This window comes from Parabacteroides hominis (assembly GCF_014287585.1).
Lineage (GTDB): Bacteria > Bacteroidota > Bacteroidia > Bacteroidales > Tannerellaceae > Parabacteroides > Parabacteroides hominis.
This window is the reverse complement of sequence record NZ_JACOOJ010000057.1, coordinates 1-19,278: the sequence shown is the minus strand read 5'-3', so window position 1 is coordinate 19,278 and position 19,278 is coordinate 1. Positions and strand designations below refer to the sequence as shown.

Annotated in this window: 15 protein-coding genes; 12 read left to right on the top strand and 3 right to left on the bottom strand. The window is 51.0% G+C overall.

The window, feature by feature from the left end:
- The 11 genes from H8S65_RS19515 to H8S65_RS19465 form a co-directional block, all read left to right on the top strand.
- Nucleotides 1-231, top strand: a 231-nt coding sequence (locus tag H8S65_RS19515; protein ID WP_494546184.1) for an HU family DNA-binding protein, incomplete at its 5' end; no start/stop codon positions are given.
- A gap of 34 nt (nt 232-265) precedes the next feature.
- Complete coding sequence (locus H8S65_RS19510; protein ID WP_186931496.1) at nt 266-463, top strand: hypothetical protein; 198 nt, start codon at nt 266-268, stop codon at nt 461-463.
- Between the two features lie 21 nt (nt 464-484).
- Entirely contained in the window at nt 485-1,324 is an 840-nt protein-coding gene (locus H8S65_RS19505) for a D-Ala-D-Ala carboxypeptidase family metallohydrolase (protein WP_186931495.1), read from the top strand.
- A gap of 68 nt (nt 1,325-1,392) precedes the next feature.
- Entirely contained in the window at nt 1,393-2,748 is a 1,356-nt protein-coding gene (locus H8S65_RS19500; protein WP_186931494.1) for a T9SS type B sorting domain-containing protein, read from the top strand.
- Complete coding sequence (locus H8S65_RS19495; protein ID WP_186931493.1) at nt 2,726-3,703, top strand: lytic transglycosylase domain-containing protein; 978 nt, start codon at nt 2,726-2,728, stop codon at nt 3,701-3,703. Before H8S65_RS19500 ends, H8S65_RS19495 begins: the two co-directional genes overlap by 23 nt.
- Before the next feature lie 11 nt (nt 3,704-3,714).
- Nucleotides 3,715-6,567, top strand: a complete 2,853-nt coding sequence (gene uvrA, locus H8S65_RS19490) for an excinuclease ABC subunit UvrA (RefSeq protein WP_186931492.1) — start codon at nt 3,715-3,717, stop codon at nt 6,565-6,567.
- Nucleotides 6,564-6,782, top strand: a complete 219-nt coding sequence (locus H8S65_RS19485) for a hypothetical protein (RefSeq protein WP_008148475.1) — start codon at nt 6,564-6,566, stop codon at nt 6,780-6,782. Before uvrA ends, H8S65_RS19485 begins: the two co-directional genes overlap by 4 nt.
- A gap of 3 nt (nt 6,783-6,785) precedes the next feature.
- Complete coding sequence (locus tag H8S65_RS19480) at nt 6,786-7,394, top strand: IMPACT family protein (RefSeq protein WP_186931491.1); 609 nt, start codon at nt 6,786-6,788, stop codon at nt 7,392-7,394.
- Between the two features lie 47 nt (nt 7,395-7,441).
- Complete coding sequence (locus H8S65_RS19475; RefSeq protein WP_186931490.1) at nt 7,442-8,635, top strand: cation:proton antiporter; 1,194 nt, start codon at nt 7,442-7,444, stop codon at nt 8,633-8,635.
- A gap of 72 nt (nt 8,636-8,707) precedes the next feature.
- Nucleotides 8,708-10,057, top strand: a complete 1,350-nt coding sequence (gene nhaA / locus H8S65_RS19470) for a Na+/H+ antiporter NhaA (protein ID WP_186931489.1) — start codon at nt 8,708-8,710, stop codon at nt 10,055-10,057.
- Between the two features lie 2 nt (nt 10,058-10,059).
- Nucleotides 10,060-10,947, top strand: a complete 888-nt coding sequence (locus H8S65_RS19465) for an aldo/keto reductase (protein WP_186931488.1) — start codon at nt 10,060-10,062, stop codon at nt 10,945-10,947.
- 5 nt (nt 10,948-10,952) lie between these two features.
- Here H8S65_RS19465 and H8S65_RS19460 read toward each other — a convergent pair whose 3' ends face one another.
- Nucleotides 10,953-12,314: an MATE family efflux transporter gene (locus H8S65_RS19460; protein WP_186931487.1), complete on the bottom strand. Its 1,362-nt coding sequence runs from the start codon at nt 12,312-12,314 to the stop codon at nt 10,953-10,955.
- 157 nt (nt 12,315-12,471) lie between these two features.
- Between H8S65_RS19460 and H8S65_RS19455 the strand changes: the two genes are divergently transcribed.
- A complete protein-coding gene (locus tag H8S65_RS19455; protein ID WP_186931486.1) occupies nt 12,472-18,006 on the top strand; it encodes an alpha-2-macroglobulin family protein in 5,535 nt (1,844 codons plus the stop codon).
- Between the two features lie 226 nt (nt 18,007-18,232).
- On the opposite strand, the gene H8S65_RS19450 is transcribed toward H8S65_RS19455, so the two are convergent.
- Nucleotides 18,233-18,637 carry a HEPN domain-containing protein gene (locus tag H8S65_RS19450; protein WP_186931485.1) on the bottom strand — a complete coding sequence of 135 codons (405 nt, stop codon included), beginning with the start codon at nt 18,635-18,637 and terminating at the stop codon, nt 18,233-18,235.
- Complete coding sequence (locus tag H8S65_RS19445; protein WP_186931484.1) at nt 18,634-18,948, bottom strand: nucleotidyltransferase domain-containing protein; 315 nt, start codon at nt 18,946-18,948, stop codon at nt 18,634-18,636. The genes H8S65_RS19450 and H8S65_RS19445 overlap by 4 nt, the downstream gene beginning before the upstream one ends.
- Between the last annotated feature and the right edge of the window lie 330 nt (nt 18,949-19,278).

Here is a 19,278-nt window from a genome sequence, read left to right as displayed (position 1 = left end):
CGTCGTGTGAATGTGGGCGAATTGGGTACTTTTCGTCTGAACTTCGGATCGCAGGGTGTGGTTGGTTCCGATGATTTTAATACGGGACTAATCCGTGAACCCCGTGTGCGTTTCCTTCCGGGTAAGGCGTTGCGCACCATGAAAAGCCTTACAAGTTTCGAACGAATCGGACCGGAAACGGACGGACCGGACTCCGGAGGCGGAGAGGAAGAGAGACCGGGAGAACTTTGAGAATTGAAAATTGAGAATTGAAAATTTTCAAATCATGAAGAGGTTGACGGTTCAGTTGACAATGGCAATCCTGCTCACAATGAGCGGGATTGTTTTGCTCTTCTGTGGGTTCTGGATCGATCCGCAGGGGAAGGTGGATAGCAGTGTGCTGGTGGCTTTCGGGGAGATCAGTACGTTTGCGGGGGCGCTGTTTGGGGTGGACTACTCTTATAAATTGAAAATGGAGAATTGAAAATTGAACATGAAAGAGGATATGGGAAAGAGAGAACAGTTGAGTGAGCATTTTATGTTGGAAGAGATGTGTTATAGCAGGGTTGGAGTAGAAAACGGAGTTGAGAATATACCAGGGAGGGAGGCGCTTGTGGCGTTGAAGTATTTGGCTACGGAGTTGTTGGAGCCGCTTCGGAAGTTGTATGGCAAGCCGGTTGTGGTGACAAGCGGGTATCGTAGCGAGGAGGTCAACCGGCTGGTGGGAGGTGTGCCCGGCAGCCAGCATACGAGAGGGGGGGCTGCCGATTGTTATGTGCCTGACGCGGCGGAGCTGTTGGCTGTCTTACGGCAGTCGGGGCTTGAATTCGACCAGGCGATCCTTTACCGGAAGCGGAATTTCCTCCATTTGTCGCTAAAGAAAACCGGTAAAAACAGGATGCAGGTGCTTTTACGTCTTTTGGTGCTGGTTTTCCTGTTGTCGGGATGCGGTTTGAGCAGACAGAACCATCGACTGGAATCGGCTGTCAGTTTGGACAGTGTCCGTTTGTCTGACGGGGAGATAGGGGGGCTGAAAAAGGATATCCGCCTGATCGATACGGTTACCTGGCATTTGCAACGGATTGTTTATTTCGCTCCCGACAGTACGGGTAAGCAATATCCGGAATCCGTTACAACGCTGCAAATGGATCGCAGTCGACGGCTTGCCGATACCGGGAAGATTATGACGTACCGGCAAACAGACTATACCGGCCAGCATACGGCGGAAACACTTAGCCGGACGGAGACCCGTCGGACAGCCCGTTCACCAGGCTATTTTTTCTGTGGGATTGCCCTTTTCTTAGTCTTGAGTTTCTTTCTCTATAAAAGATTGAAGCCTGGATAATACAATAAAAAGGCATTTGTCTCCGTATAAATCCGTATAAAATAGTAATTTTGTAAGCTAATTAGGTTATGTATATGCTAAGAACGAAAATTAGGAAACTGAGTGGATTGATTTGTTTCTTGTTTATGGTGTTGGCCATTCAGGCACAGCAATATACGGTGACAGGAGGAAATGGAACCCCTTATTTACTGGAAAATCCAGGGAATCGTATACGGGTTTATCTGGTGTATGGAATGGATAATGTGGAGATTAGCTATACGTCTTCGTCCGCCAACCATCAATGGTATCGATATAAGCAAAAAGCATTGGACCGGGAGCCTGTTTCGTGTGAACAGAACGGAGCGACATCTGTTATCCGGAATATAGAGGAAGGAACCGGATATTATGTGGAGGATCCGGCTTCCGGCTTGAATGGTTGGTATGTGTGGATCATCGATTATAGCAAATACGCTTTTAATGTCGAGAGTATTACTGTCAAAGGAAATTGTGACGGTTTTTGGCTGGAAGGCTCTCCGGCTGTCCCGGTCATGTATTATTATACTCCGTCGGGAAGCCGGATGACGGTGAAGCGGGAGTTCGATGTCGCTTATCAGACATTGGAGTGGTCTGAAGACAACAAGTATTTTTCGCCGAAGAATGTGCAAAGGACACTGACGGAAGGACCTTATTCGGTAAAGATAAACGATAGCAATACGATTCCGTTGTGCGATACGGAAGTCACGCTTTCCGGCGATCAGTTTGCGAAACATTTCGGAGTGGAGAAATCGATCACTTCAGATACCTATCAGGCGGTGGCTGTCGAAGTGCATGTCGATACGACGTTTATTATGGATAATGCGGAGAATATGACGGCGGGAGACGGGGAATATCTTTCCGCTCCGGCAACGGTCACTTTCCGGGCATATGCCAATGATCCGGTGGCGACTCTGTATACCTGGAAGATATATAGGAGCGATGTGGAGAACGGGGCCGAGAATCCGTTGGTGGAGTACAGGGATGAAGAGGTCGATTATACGTTTACGGAAAAGGGAGATTATACGGCGGTTGCGACTGTCAGCAACTCAACGGGAGAATGTGAAGCGGTTTCCAATTCTATTGAAATGAAGATTGCCGAATCGGATCTGCAAATCCCGAACGCTTTCTCGCCCGGTACGACGCCCGGCATCAATGATGAGTTTCGTGTCGCCTACAAATCGCTTGTGACCTTTAAGTGCTGGATATTCAACCGGTGGGGGGTACAGATGTACCATTCTACTAACCCGGCCGAAGGGTGGGATGGCAAAAAAGGAGGAAAATATGTCGCTCCCGGCGTCTATTTTTATGTGATAGATGCAGTAGGATCGGATGGTATTAAATATAATAAAAAAGGTTCTATAAATATTCTTAGACCCAAGAAGATTGATGATGAAATTATTGAGCAGTAATAGTATAGCCGGTTTTGTGGTAGGAAGTGCAGTGTGTCTGACCGCCTGCCTCTCCATCGGTTCGAGTGATTCGGAGAAAGTGAAAGACCAACGTCCGGTCGTTTCATCGGTGACCATGTCGCCGGATATTCCTTCTTCCGCCTCTTTTTGCGGAAAGGAGATCGATTTGACGCGTTATAATATGCATGAAGGTTTTGACCGGGAATTGAGTAGTTTTACCTATTTCCATTCTACTACCATGTTGCTGATCAAGCGGGCAAACCGCTATTTCCCGATAATCGAACCGATCCTGAAAGCCAATGGCATTCCGGACGACTTCAAGTATCTGGCGGTGATCGAGAGCCATCTCGATCCACGGGTCTCATCGCCTGCGCGGGCAGTGGGGACTTGGCAATTGTTGGAAGGTACGGCCCGTCAGTACGGGTTGACGATAACGCCTACGGTCGATGAACGTTGCGACGTGGCAAAGGCTACCGAAGCTGCCTGCCGTTATCTGAAAGCTGCCTATGAAAAATATGGAGACTGGGCGATGGTCGCATCTTCCTATAACGCCGGTATGGGACGCATATCGGGAGAGCTTGTCAAGCAGGATGCGGATAGTTCGTTCGATCTCTGGCTGGTGGAAGAGACTACCCGCTATGTCTATCGTATCATGGCTATCAAGCAGATATTTGAAGCTCCTTATAAATATGGGTTCGTGCTGAGGGCGCAGGATTTGTATAAACCGATCGCATGCGAGAACGTTGCCGTCTCGACGGATATTCAGGAATTGTCCGGTTTCGCCAAGAAGAACGGTGTCACGTATGCCGATCTGAAACGTTTCAATCCCTGGTTGCGCGATCGTAAATTGCTGACGGCGGGAAAAACATATACGATCCAGATCCCGAAAGAATCTGACATGTATTATAAAACGCCTAACACCTATGTGCATAATCCGGCCTGGGTGGTGAAATAAGAAAACTTAAAATGATGAAGGATAAGAATGCATTGGAAGGCGGCCGCATTTCCGTTTTAGGCGCCCGTGTCCATAATTTGAAGAATATAGATGTCGATATACCTCGTAATAAGCTTTCCGTGATTACCGGTATGAGCGGTAGTGGTAAATCGTCTTTGGCTTTCGATACGATTTTTGCAGAGGGACAACGCCGTTATGTGGAGACTTTCTCCGCTTATGCGCGTAACTTCTTAGGAAACATGGAACGGCCGGATGTGGATAAGATCACCGGCCTGAGCCCTGTTATCTCGATCGAGCAGAAAACAACAAACAAGAATCCGAGATCCACGGTAGGAACGACTACCGAGATTTATGACTTTTTCCGTCTGCTTTATGCAAGGGCGGGAGAGGCTTATTCTTTCCTGAGCGGCGAGAAGATGGTGAAGTACACCGAAGAGCAGACGTTGGAACTGATTCTGAACCAGTATAAAGGGAAGAAGACCTATCTGCTTGCCCCGCTTGTCCGTAACCGTAAAGGACATTATAAGGAACTTTTCGAGCAGATGCGAAAGAAAGGCTATCTGAATGTCCGGGTAGACGGTGAGATGAAAGAGATATTTCATGGTATGAAGCTCGACCGGTATAAGATGCACAGTATCGAGGTCGTGATCGATAAGCTGGTCGTTACGGAATCGGACGAACGCCGTTTGAAAGAAAGCCTGCGCATCGCGATGAAGCAGGGCGACGGACTGGTACTCGTGCTGGATGCCGAGACAAACGAAGTGCGCCATTTCAGCCGCCGGTTGATGGACCCCGTGACGGGTTTGTCTTACAGTGAACCGGCTCCCCATAATTTTTCGTTCAACTCTCCGCAGGGTGCTTGCCCGAAATGTAAAGGACTGGGACAGGTCAATTTGTTGGACATGAACAAGATCGTGTCCGATGCGTCGCTCAGTATCTACAGTGGCGGTATCGTGGCGTTGGGAAAATATAAGAATTCACTGATATTCTGGCAGATCGAAGCTATTTGCGAGAAATATGGCGTAACACTGAAAACCCCGATCAAAGACATCCCGGAAGAAGCGATCGATGAGATCATGAACGGGACGGACGAACGCCTGCAAATAAAAAACGATTCGCTGGGTACTTCCAATTATTTCCTGTCGTATGAAGGAGTTGCCAAATATATCCTGATGCAGCAGGAGAGCGAGGCTTCCGCTTCCGCGCAGAAATGGGCGGGACAGTTTATACGGATGGCTACCTGTCCGGAATGTAACGGGCAGCGGTTGAACAAGGAAGCGCTGCACTATAAGATAGCCGGAAAGAACATCGCCGAACTTTCGGCAATGGATATTTCCGAATTGTATGAGTGGCTGGATGGCATTGAGGACCAGTTGAATCCCAAGCAGCGGCAGATCGCTGTCGAAATCTTGAAGGAGATCCGTTCACGTCTGAAATTCCTGTTGGATGTCGGATTGGATTACCTCGCGTTGAACCGTGCCTCGGCGACATTGTCGGGAGGCGAGAGCCAGCGCATCCGTTTGGCGACTCAGATCGGCAGCCAGCTGGTCAATGTGCTTTATATCCTGGATGAACCGAGCATCGGGTTGCACCAGCGGGATAACGTCCGTTTGATCAACTCGTTGAAGGAGTTACGCGATACGGGCAACTCTGTTGTCGTAGTCGAGCATGACAAGGACATGATGTTGAATGCGGACTATGTGGTCGATATGGGACCGAAGGCAGGCCGTCTGGGAGGGGAAGTGGTCTTTGCCGGAACTCCCGGCGAGATGTTGAAAGCCGACACGCTTACTTCGGCATACCTGAATGGAAAGACGGAGATTGCCGTTCCGGGGGAGCGGCGGAAAGGAAACGGACAGTTCATCACGATAAAAGGGGCGAGCGGGAATAATTTGCGGAATGTGGATGTCACGTTTCCGTTGGGTACATTGATCTGTGTTACGGGCGTATCCGGAAGCGGGAAGTCTTCTTTGATCAACCGGACCCTGCAACCGATTCTCAGCCAGCATTTCTATCGTTCCTTGGAAGACCCGTTGCCTTACAAGTCTATCGAGGGAATAGATAATGTCGATAAGATAGTCAATGTAGACCAGTCACCGATCGGACGTTCGCCGAGAAGTAATCCGGCTACTTATACCGGAGTATTTTCGGATATCCGTAATCTGTTTGTGGATCTGCCTGAATCGAAAGTGCGTGGCTACAAACCCGGACGTTTCTCGTTCAATGTCTCCGGCGGGCGTTGCGAGACGTGCAAGGGGAACGGTTATAAGACAATCGAGATGAATTTCCTGCCGGATGTGCTGGTTCCCTGTGAAGAATGTCATGGCAAGCGGTACAACCGGGAAACGTTGGAAGTTCGCTTCCGCGGGAAATCCATTGCTGACATTTTGGACATGACAATCAATATGGCGGTGGAGTTTTTCGAGAATATCCCGTCGATCCTGTCGAAAGTGAAGGTATTGCAGGATGTCGGCCTGGGCTATATCAAGTTGGGGCAACCTTCCACGACTCTTTCCGGTGGTGAGAGCCAGCGTGTCAAACTGGCGACCGAGCTGGCAAAGAAAGATACGGGCAAGACGCTTTATGTATTGGACGAGCCGACGACCGGTCTTCATTTCGAAGATATACGGGTCTTGCTGGGGGTACTGAACAAGTTGGTGGATAAAGGTAATACAATCATCGTCATCGAGCATAACCTCGATGTTATCAAATGTGCCGACTATCTGATTGATATGGGGCCTGAAGGCGGACGTAACGGCGGGCAGGTCCTTTTTACCGGAACTCCCGAAGAAATGGTAAAAGCGAAAACGAAGAGCTATACGGCTCCATTTTTGAAAGACGAATTAAAAAACAATAAGAAATGAAGAATCCTATTCAAATGATTAAGCAATGCGTGGAGAAGGAAGAACCTTACTTCCTGCTGCGCGGACAGGATTTATGTGCGTTGAAGGCAATCGAAACCTATTATGAGGAGGTGAAGAAGCACGTGAAAGATCCTTATTTTATTGAAGAGATAGAAGAGATAATGAAAGATTTCCGGGCTTTCCGGGAAGAACAGGAAACCCATATACCGGATTAAAAGATGGCGGACGACAGTTACAAAACCATTAAGCAGGTAGCCGAAGGGTACTATACGGAGAAGCGTAGCCGCTTTATCTCGTATGCAATCCCGGTGCGTACGGTGGAAGAGGTGAAAGAGCAACTGGACAAATATCGTAAACAGTATTACGACGCCCGCCATGTCTGCTGGGCCTATATGTTAGGTCCCGAACGCCTTACTTTCCGTGCGAACGATGACGGCGAGCCGTCATCTACTGCCGGTAAACCGATCCTGGGACAGATCAATTCGAACGGGTTGACGGATATCTTGGTTGTTGTGATCCGCTATTTCGGCGGAATCGAATTGGGGACGAGCGGCTTGATCGTTGCTTACCGGACAGCCGCCGCCGAAGCGATAGCCGCTACCGGGATAGAAGAGCGCACTGTTGATGAAGATATCACCATTGCATTCGAATACCCTTATCTGAACGGGATCATGCGCATTGTCAAAGAAGAGAACCCGGCGATCGTTTCTCAAAAGTTTGAAATGGATTGCGAAATGACCCTTCGCATCCGCAAAGGAGAGGCCGAACGTTTGAAAGCGCGGTTATTAAAAGTGGAAAGCGCCTATATTCCCGGAACCGAATTTTAAGTAAGTTGTTATATTATATAATTCTAAACAAAAACAATTCATAAATAATGAAGAAGATTCTTTTATTTTCTTTTTTTCTGATGTTGGGATTGGTTGTATCTCAATTCCTGCCGGCGATGGTAGGTGAGAGCTATTTGTCGGTGAAGACGGTCTCCAATACCCTGTTGTATGTCTGCCTGGCTTTTATCATGATAAATGTAGGGCGGGAGTTCGAAATGGATAAAAGCCATTGGCGGTCTTATACCGAAGATTATTTTATTGCAATGGCGACAGCCGCTTTTCCCTGGATCTTCGTGGCGTTATATTATATGTTCGTGCTGCTTCCCGATATCTACTGGAACAGTGGGGAGGCCTGGAAAGAGAATCTTTTGCTGAGCCGGTTTGCAGCCCCGACTTCGGCGGGCATCCTGTTTACGATGTTGGCGGCGGCAGGATTGAAATCTTCCTGGGTGTACAAAAAGGTGCAGGTGTTGGCGATTTTTGACGACCTCGACACGATCCTGCTGATGATCCCTTTGCAGATCATGATGGTAGGCTTGCGCTGGCAGCTGGGGGTTATTATCCTGATTGTGATGGTTCTGCTGATCATCGGATGGAGGAAGATGGGTAGTTTTGATATGCGGCAGGATTGGAAGGCGATTCTTTTCTATGCTGTCCTTACCTGCGGGATTACGCAGGCGGTTTATTTGGTGTCCAAATATTTCTATGGCGAAGATGCCAGTATCCATATCGAGGTCCTGCTACCGGCGTTTGTATTGGGTATGGTAATGAGGCATAAGCATATCGATACGAAGGTGGAGCATAATGTCGCAACAGCAATTTCGTTCCTCTTCATGTTCCTGGTAGGAGTCAGCATGCCGGTCTTTTTCGGAGTGGATTTCGCTGCTCAGTCTGCAGAGGCGACAACGATAACCGGGGCGCAGCCGATGATGTCCTGGCCGATGATCATCCTGCATGTCGTGATTGTTTCGTTCCTGTCCAATATCGGGAAACTGTTTCCGTTGTTCTTTTACCGGGAAAGGCGGAAGCGTGAACGTCTGGCGCTGTCGATCGGTATGTTTACACGCGGTGAAGTAGGGGCCGGGATCATCTTTATCGCGCTTGGCTACAATTTAGGAGGCCCTGCACTTATGATTTCTGTGCTCACCATAGTGTTTAATTTAATTTTAACTGGTATATTTGTCGTGTGGGTTGAAAAACTGACCCGCAGTGCTTACGAACTGGAGCAAGCAGGCAAGTAGGCAGACAGTTGTTAGGAAAAACTCAAAGGAAAGCGGTTTGCAGGCCGCTTCCTGTAAATATTTAAATACCATATGGATAGAACCATTAACGTTATCCTTAAACCGTTGCGTCGTTTCGCTATGCAGAAACCGAACGCGAGTATCTTATTGTTCATGGCTACGATCCTTGCCATGCTATTTGCCAATTCCCCTTGGGCAGAGTCTTATCACAACATCCTGTCTCATCCGATCGATTTGAAGATAGGTAATTTCACGCCGTTTATGCATCATGGAGAAGCGATGTCGATGCTGGCTTTTGTGAATGATGCCTTGATGGCGGTCTTCTTTTTTGTGATCGGACTGGAGATCAAGCAAGAAATCCTGATCGGGGAACTGAGTTCGGTACGGAAAGCGTTGCTTCCGATTATTGCAGCCTGCGGCGGGATGATCGTTCCTGTATTGTTTTATTTCCTGGTTTGTCCTTCGGCTCCCGAAGTGCGGGGAGTAGCTATTCCGATGGCGACCGACATCGCCTTTGCACTGGCTGTTTTAGGGCTGTTGGGAAAACGGGTTCCACTCAGCATGCGTATCTTCCTGACGGCATTGGCGGTGGTGGACGATATCGGCGGTATCATTATTATCGCCTTGTTTTATAGTGGCGAGATTGCGTTCGAGCCGCTTCTGATCTCACTCGCCCTGTTGGCGTTGCTATACGTAGGAGGAAGGATGAGGGTGAATAACATCGTTTTCTATTATATAATAGGTTTCTTCGTGTGGATGCTGTTTCTTGAATCGGGTATTCATCCGACGATAGCGGGTGTACTGGTCGCATTCACCGTTCCCGCCCGTCCGGTGGTCAAGCTGGATGATTTTACTTGTGAGATGACCGGTTATTTGAATATGTTGGATTACACCGAAGTGCGTCATTCCCGGCAGGCGGCGGTTCTTTCGCCGACACAGATACAGGTGCTCAACAATATCCATTCGCTGGCGGACAAAACGATCAGTCCGTTGCAAAGCATTGCCGACAAACTCCATCCGTTAGTCAATTATCTGATCCTGCCGCTCTTCGCCTTTGTTAATGCAGGCGTTACTTTCGGGGATATCGGGATCGGTTCGTTACCGGGAGTCCCGTTGGCGGTGTTCCTCGGCCTGTTTGTCGGAAAGTCGTTAGGTATTTTCCTGTTCACCTATATTTTTGTCCGTTTGCGTCTTGCTACGATGCCGGAAGGGGTGAGCAAACGGAATCTTTTCGGGGTGTCGATGTTGGGCGGTATCGGTTTTACGGTGGCTCTTTTTATCGCGAACCTATCTTTCGCAGGGATGCCCGATATCGGAGCGGAATTATTGAACCAGGCGAAGTTGGGCGTATTTGCCGGTTCGTTCATTTCCGGCTTGTGCGGCTATTTGATATTAAAGAAAGTATTACCTAAAAAAGTATAGAGATGGACAGACGCAAATTTATTCAGACAGGAGTTGCCGGAGTAGCCGGTTTGTCTTTAGCCCGCACGGGACTTGCCAACATACGGATGGCCGTTCCTTCGGATGTAACGGTCGACAGGGTTAAATTAGGAAAGACCGGATTGAAAGTCTCCCGCATTGCTATGGGGACCGGGACGAAAGGCTGGAACTACCAGTCCAATCAGACCCGGCTCGGATTGGATAACTTTGTGAAGATGGCCCGTCACGGGTATGAACGCGGCATCCGTTTCTTCGACATGGCTGATATGTACGGTTCGCAGCCATTTGTCGGAGCGGCCCTGAAGGAACTTCCCCGCGAGAAAATCACTCTGATGACGAAGATGTGGACTTACGACGAAGGGTCGGAAAAACGCGAGCCGGTCGCTAAAACCCTCGACCGCTTCCGCCAGGAAGCCGGCACGGACTATTTCGATATCCTCCTGCTGCACTGCATGACGAGAGGCGACTGGGCGGAAACCCGTAAATTTTATATGGACGGCCTGGCAAAAGCCAAGCAGGACGGCATTGTGAAAGCTGTCGGTATCTCCTGCCATAACTGGGATGCGATGGTCGAGGCTGTCGACAACCCGTGGTGTGACGTTATCCTCGCCCGCCTGAATCCGTTCCAGAGCCATATGGACGGCACGACCGAAGCCGTAAACGAACTTTTAGGCAAAGCCCGCAAGAAAGGCAAAGGACTTATCGGAATGAAAATTTTCGGTGAAGGCAAACACGTTTCCGATGCCGAACGCGAACGTTCCATCCGTTTTGCCGTCACCGAAAGCAACCTGCATTGCATGACACTCGGCCTGGAGTCCATCGCGCAGATGGATGATGCGATAGAGCGGGTGATGCGGAATGCCAAAGGATAGCTACCCTATTCCACCGCCCTGCATACCTTGTGCCGGTACTGGTAATTTACCGTCAACGTGATAAAGATGATCAGTTCGGCACACGGAACTGCCAGCCATAACCCCTTTTCTCCCAGCAAGTGAGGGAGAGCGAGGAAGCATATACTCATCAGGATAATCCCTCTCAGCAGCATGAAAAGCATCGCTTTCCGTGCCAATTCGATACTCTGGTAGTACCCGATCCATGTAATATTCAAGGCAAAACAGATAAATCCGGAAGCGAAGTAGGGGATTCCCTTCGTCGCAATCCCGTAAGCCGGACAGCCGGGTTCCAGAAACATCGCCACGATATAAGGACAAAACGCATACATCACGGCAAAAGCTACCAGCCCGGAGATAAAAGCCGTTTTCAACGAAAGACGGAACGTCGCGTGTACCCGTGCGGCGTCTCCCGTACCATAATTATAGCTGATGATCGGCTGTGCCGACTGGGCGATCGCGTTCGCGATCATGAATACGATCGGCAGGCAGTAGCAAGCCACGCTGTAGGCTGCCACGCCGTCTTCTGCAAGCATCCGGATGAAGGCGTAGTTACCGACCAGCATCATGCAGGCGATCGCCAGTTCGCCCAGCATAGCCGAGGCTCCCAACCGGATCATATATCCCGTGTTCCGGCAGGTCAGGCGCAGGCTTTTCATACTCATCTTCAGCTTGTATAAATGCAACGTCCCGGAGAAACCGAACAAGTAGATTAGCACCATCAATCCGCCTGCCACCTGTGCCAGCGCGGTTGCCAGCGCCGCCCCGGTCAATCCCATCTGCATCGGGAAGACGAAAACATAGTCGAGCACGACATTTATCAAAGCCGGAACGACGTTGCACAGCATCGCAAATTTCGGCGAGCCGTCCAACCGGATAATGAACATCCCGATATTGGCCAGCATGCTGAAGATAGAGAACGGCACGATCCAGTTCATATACTCCAGTACAGGCGGCAGCAACTGATCTGAACTCCCTAACATATAGGCCGTCTGTTTGTTGAACAGCATCACCAAGGATATTCCCACCGCCATCAGCAGGAGGGACACCAGCAATGCCTGTGTGATATTGATATTAGCCGCCTTGACCTTCCTTTGCGACAGGTGGACGGAGGCCACGACCGACGAGCCCACCCCGAAGAGCAGTCCGATCCCTGTCGTCACCATGAAAAGCGGGGCTACGATATTGACGGCGGCCAACGCGTCGCTCCCCACGCCGCGCCCCACGAATACACCGTCGGCGATCGTGATGCACGCCATACAAACCATTCCCAGTAACGTCGGGAAAAAGATTTTGCGGAATAGAACCGGAATGTTCATCTTGCCAAAATCAATACGATCTCTCTGCATAACTCAAATAACTTTTTATTTCGGTTTGCAAAAGTAGTCCTTTAAGTCGGACCGGAAATTACCATTTGGTAAAAAATAAGAATAATAATGTACATAAAAATGCCTATATTCGCAGACAGTCTGTTTGTCAAAAGTGTAACCGTTAAATTCAGGAAATATGGCGAAATATCTGTATTATATCTGTGCCTGCTGTCTTTTATTCTTATTCAGCGGATGTGAAGGAAAAAGCAAAGGCGAGGCCGAAGACCTCCCTTTCAGTCCCTATGTGGAGGCATTTACCTCCGGTACGATTTCGAGATATACGCCCGTGTATCTGATTTTCAACCAGGAAATAGCGACCGACAGGATGAAGCCTGACCAGCTCCGCGACTTGGTCAGGATCAAACCCGAAACAGCCGGCGAGTTCGCTTTCGAGAACAACCGGACGATCGTATTCAAGCCAGCCAAGAGTTTCGAGCGCGACACCCGTTACGAGGTAAAGGCAGACCTCTCGGAGTGGTTCGACATGGAACGGAAGGATAAATATTTCACTTTCAGATTCTCGACGCAGCCCTTGCTGTTGCATACCAACCTGCAATCCGTCGATATCAACCGGAAGAACGAAAACGGCTACGACATCGTCTGTTCGCTGTTCACGCCGGACAGAGAAACGCCTGAAACCGTAGAGTCGCTTGTCCGTTTCTCCGAAAAGGCGGATGTCACCTGGCAGCATAGCCCCGACGGGAAGAGGCACGAAGTCTCTATCCCGAACATACAGGCCGGGACGGATGCGGCACGCGCCTTTACCCTATCCGTCGCCCCGAACAAGCTGAAAGTGCCGGAAGAGGATCTGCTATCCGTCGACATCCCCGAACTGAATGATTTCGCCGTGTACGAGGTCGAATATGTCTCAGAGCCGGAACGCTACGTCGAAGTCACCTTCACGAAGCTGCTCGACGCGGCACAGAACATGCAAGGACTCGCCTGGATCGACGGCAACAAATCGGAGGCCGTCAACGTCGAGGGCAATAAGCTCCGCCTTTATCCCGATGCCGGCAGCAAAGGCGCCCTGAACGTCCACCTGAGCCAAAACATCAGGAGCAAAAACGGGCTGAACCTGAAAGAAAGCATCGTACGTCAGATCGTAGTCAGCGATGACAAGCCGGAAGTCCGCTTTATCGGCAACGGGGTGATCATCCCGCAGTCCACACAGTTGACCGTCCCCTTCCAAGCCATCTACCTGCGCGGCGTGGTGGTGCGTGTCATCAAGATATTCGAACAGAACATCGGGCAATTCCTCCAGATAAACAACCTCGAAGGAACCGGCGACCTGATGCGTGTCGGCCGCCTGATCGCCCGCAAAACGATCTTCCTCGATGAAGACGCCACCCAGGACCTCAGCCGCTGGAACACCTACGCGATCGACCTGAAAGAACTGGCCGACCCCGAACCCGGCGCCATCTACCGGGTGGAACTGTCGTTCGACAAAGACCTGTCCGCCTATCCCTGCGAAGACCTCGTGAAGAAAAGCAAGGAGCAACTGCTTGCCGATGACGAGATCAAGTTCAAGGAAGAGAGCAGCCGTTTCGACGAAGGCGGCTACTACTACTATAACGGCGACTTCAACTGGTCGGACTACAAATACAGCGAACGCAACGACCCCTGTTCGAACAGCTACTACTATAACACGACCGTCGGCAAGAACGTCCTCGCCACCAATCTCGGCCTGTTGGCGATGGCCGGCGAAGACAACGAAATGACCGTCCTCGTGCATAACATCCTGAGCACCCATCCTGAGAAAGGCGTCAAAGTCGCCGCCTACAACTATCAGCGCCAGGAATTAGCTTCCGGCGTGACGGACGACAAAGGTCAGGTGCGCTTCTCCCTGAAAGACGGCAAACCGTTCTACCTGACCGCCTCCCTCGGACAGCAACGCTCGTATTTGCGCGTGGACGACGGTTCCGCCCTGTCGCTAAGTTCGTTCGATGTCTCCGGCGAGGTCGTGCAGAAAGGCATCAAGGGCTTCATCTACGGCGACCGCGGCGTGTGGCGTCCGGGCGACACGCTGCACCTCGGTTTTATGCTGAACGACCGCAGCCGGATGCTCCCGCCGAGCCACCCGGTTATCATGGAACTCTACACCCCCCTCGGCCAGCTCTACCTGCGCAAGACACAGACAAAAGGCGAATCAGGAGTCTATGCCTTCGACATGCCGACCGAACCCGACGCCCCGACAGGCGCCTGGAACGTCAACGTCAATGTCGGCGGCGTCACCTTCACGAAGCGCCTCCGCATCGAAACGATCAAACCGAACCGCTTGAAGATCTCCCTGACGATGCCCGAAAAAAATTTGCTCCGGGGCGAACCGCTCGATGCCGCTATGCACGTGGAATGGCTACAGGGAGCGACCGCCCGCAACCTGAAATACGACATCCAGGGAACCTTCATCTCGACCCCGACAACCTTTGCCGGCTATAAGAAATTCTATTTCGACGATCCTTCGAAAATCTTCAACAGCGAAGAAAGCAAAGTGATCTCCGGCACGACCGATGCCGCAGGCAACGCCACCATCAAGGCCCGTTTCGAGATCGGCGCCTCGGCCCCCGGCATGCTGTTGGCGAGCTTCGTCACCCGCGTGTACGAAGAGTCCGGCGATTTCAGCATCGACGCCAACCGTGCGTTCTATTCGCCCTACCGCCGCTACGCCGGCATCCAGTCGCCCCAGCAAGACGGCGAGCCGTTGGAGACCGGAACCGAATACAAATATGAAGTAGCCTCCGTCGACTACCTCGGACAGGCGGCAGCCTATACCGAACTCGAAGTGAAGGTCTACAAAGTCCATTGGTACTGGTGGTGGAGCTCCGACAACGGCCAGTTGGCGAACTACGTCTCCGACTCGTACAACAAGCCCGTGAAAACCTTCACCGTCCGTACGGGCGCAAACGGCACGGCCTCCTTCAACCTGAAATATGCCGATGCCGACTGGGGAACCTATTTCATCTCGGTGAAAGACAAGGAGAGCAAACACTCCACCGGCGTGATGAGCTACTTCGACTGGCCTTACAGCGAAGGGCGGCGCGACGCCGACGGTTCTTCATCCGCCAATATGCTCACCTTCAAGACCGACAAGGACACCTATGCGCCAGGCGAACAGGCCGTCGTCACCTTCCCCTCCGTAAAAGGAAGCCGCGCGATCGTCAGCATCGAGAACGGCACGCGTGTCCTTGCCATCACCGAGCACGCGTGCGACGACGGGCAGACCACGGTCAAGATAGACATCACGCCCGACATGCAACCTAACGCGTACATATATATAACGCTGCTCCAGCCGCACGGCATCACCCGGAACGACCTGCCGATCCGCATGTACGGCGTCGTCCCCTTCACCGTGACTTCACCCGAAAGCCATTTGGCCCCGGTCATTCGCATGGCGGACGAGGTCAAGCCTGAAGCCCCCTACCACGTGACGGTTTCCGAGAAGAACGGTCGCGAAATGGCCTACACCCTGGCGATTGTCGACGAGGGACTGCTCGACCTGACCCACTTCCGCACGCCCGACCCCTGGCAGGCGTTTAACGCACGCGAGGCATTGGGAGTCAATACCTGGGACTTGTACAACTATGTAGTCGGCGCGTATGGAGGCCGCATCGAGCAACTGTTCAGCATCGGCGGCGACGACGCCCTGAACAAAGGCCCGAAAGCAATCGTGAACCGCTTCAAGCCGGTCGTACAGTTTGCCGGCCCGTTCCTGCTGAAAAAAGGGGAAAAACGGCAGCACACCTATAAGATGCCGAACTACAACGGCCGCGTCCGTGTCATGGTCGTTGCCGGAAACGGGGAGGCTTACGGCAACACGGAGAAAAGCGTACTCGTGCGCAAGCCCGTCATGCTGCTCGGCACACTCCCGCGCGTCATCGGCATAGGCGAGGAGATGGTGGTTCCCGCTACCGTCTTTGCCACCGAAAAAGGGGTTGGCGACGTGCAGGTCACGATCGCCTGCTCCGGCAACATGGAGGTGGCCGGCGAGGCTGTCCGCACGCTGCACTTCGAGGCGATCGGCGATAAATTGGCGCAATTCCGCATCCGCGTGAAAGATACCCCCGGAGCCGGGCACGTGAAGATCACGGCTACCGGTGGCGGCGAAAAATCCGTCTATGAAACCGATATCGAGATCCGCAGCGTGCGCCGTCCGCAAGTCAAGGTAACGCCCGTGACGCTCGAAGCCGGAAAGAGCTGGAAAGGGACGGTCGGCCTCCCCGGTGCGGACGGCACGAATTCCCTTGTGCTCGAAATGTCGGATGTCCAGCCCGTCAACCTCTCCACGCGGTTGTCCTACCTCATGGGCTACCCACATGGTTGTGTCGAACAGATCACATCGAAGGGTTTCCCGCAACTCTACCTGAGCGGGTTCGCCTCGTTGACCCGCGAACAGGAGCAATCGACTGAAGCGGCTGTGAAAGAGGTGATCCGCCGCCTGCGTTCCTACCAGACGGTAGACGGTTCTTTCTCCTACTGGCCCGGCGGAACGAGCAGCAATGCCTGGGGCACTGTCTATGCCGCCCATTTCCTGCTCGAAGCGGAGAAGAAAGGCTACCTCGTGCCCGAAGGCATGAAACGGAATGTGCTGAACGACCTGAGCCGCATCGCCCGTAACTGGAAGCCGGAAACCTCACACTATGCTGAATCCGAAGAAATGACACAGGCATATCGCCTGTTCGTCCTCGCCTTGGCGCAAGCCTCCGAGGTAGGCGCCATGAACCGCCTGAAAGAGAGCAAGACGCTCGCGCCGATGAGCCGCTACCTATTGGCGGCAGGTTATGCTTTGGCCGGACGCCCGGATATCTCGAAGGAACTGATCGCAAAGACAACTACCCTGACAACCGCTTACTCCGAATACGACCAGACCTTCGGCAGCGACCTGCGCGACACCTCCATCCGCCTGATGACGCTCTGCCTGCTCGATAACGGCAAGGAAGCGGCTCTCTTGGCGAATGAAATTTCGAGGGCGCTCGCATCCGACGACTGGCTGAGCACGCAATCGACGGCATTCAGCCTGGTGGCTCTTTCCGATTATATGAAGAAATACAAAGTGTCCGGCTCGATGGATTTCTCCTATGCCTTAGACGGCAAGACGGAAAAGGTTTCCACCACCCGGAACGTCTGGACGAAGACTTTGCTCGACAAGGCCGCCTCGTCCGCTTCCCTTGAGTTGAGGAATACCGGCAAATCCACCTTGTTCGCCCGCCTCGTGACCGAAGGCATCCCCACCGAGGGCAAAGAGGAAGCCTATTCGAACGGCCTGACGCTCGCCGTCAGCTATATGGACCAGGCCGGACGTCCGGTCGATGCCTCCGCTTTGCAGCAGGGCGCGAACTTCACGGCTGTGGTGACCATCGCGAACCCGTCGCCGCGTGGCTATAGCCGCCTGGTGCTGACCGAGATTTTCCCGGCAGGCTGGGAGATCCTGAACACGCGCTTCTTGAACAACGGGGTGGCCGATTCGACTGCCGCGGGTGTCAGCTACCAGGATATCCGTGACGACCGCGTTTACAGCTACATCGACTATCTCCCTGCCGGAAAACAGGTGACGGTCCGTATCAACCTCTGTGCCGTCTATCCCGGCTGTTTCTACTTGCCTCCGGTCTATGTCGAGGCGATGTATGACTATACGGTCCGGGCGAATACGGAGGGGAAGAGGGTGATGGTAGAGTGATTGGAGACGGATGCCTTATTCTTTCAGCAAAGGAAGGTATACTAATAACGATAGGTTACGCAAATATAATTTTGACGCGGATGACGCGGATGGCACGGATAAAAAAAATATGTATCAGGTGTTTAATCCGCGTCATTCGCGTTATTCGCGTCAAAAAATCCGTGTTTACTTATTTTAATCTGCGTTTATCAGGCTCAAAACTTTGCGAAGAGTGATTAGAGATAGCTTATTCTTTCAGCAAAGAACCTATTGCTTCTATAAAAGCCATAGCTTTAGGCAGCAATTCATCTATTTCCTCTTCACTCGAATAGGCGAAATCGTCATAGTCACTACTATGTCGGCGTTCAAAGAGCAAAGAAAAACAGCGTCCCGACTCACGGGATAAACGATTGGTTGCTACAAAGTGCATTCCGATCATTTGCTTGACTCCGGCATGGGTACTTGGATTTATCCCATGTTTGATGAGCAAAGCTATTGCTGCATAATAGCAAGCATAGTATAAGCGGTTGATTGCCGTATTATAATATCCCTGTTGTTTTAGATAGGGTACTTCTTTTATTGTTTCATTGGCACGTTGATAACGATAAGTTACCAATGCATTCAAGTTTTCATGGCTTAATTGTTCTTTCATAATACAATTCCTTCATTCATTACGTTTATATGAAATGGAGTGCGGAATGGCTGCTTTTCCCAAATATCCTTTAACAGGACTCGTACATTTATTTGTACGCCTGTTTCTATTTCAATATCATATAGAGGGGCAATGATGCGCTCTTCCTCCTTTACGGTCAGTTTAGTGCCTTCAACCAATACCAATAAATCGATGTCACTGTCCGGACGAGCATCTCCGCGTGCTTCGCTACCATAAAGTATAGCTTTTGCATTGGGAGCTACTTGTAACAGGACTTTCTGTATTTGCTTTATGATTTGCGGACGTTTCATATTCTATTTCTTGTTTTTGGCAAAGTTAGACAGAATATTTGGAAAATCATAATGAATATTTTTTATGTTAGGGTAACTGCATCAAAATATTGATTTACTTCTGCCAGTATTTAAAACACACAAACAAAGATTTATCTGTAAGCAAACAAACAAAGCTTATTTTATACCATAGACCCTCTCTTTTGGAAGGTGTCTGAAAAGGATGCCTTCTTTTTTTGTTATGCCGCCCGTTTATTATCCATTTTTATTTTTAAAACATCTTTGGTCTTCTCAATTGTCTCTCTTCGGGAAGTAATCCTACAGAAATAAGTAAAAAATAAAAGAGAACTG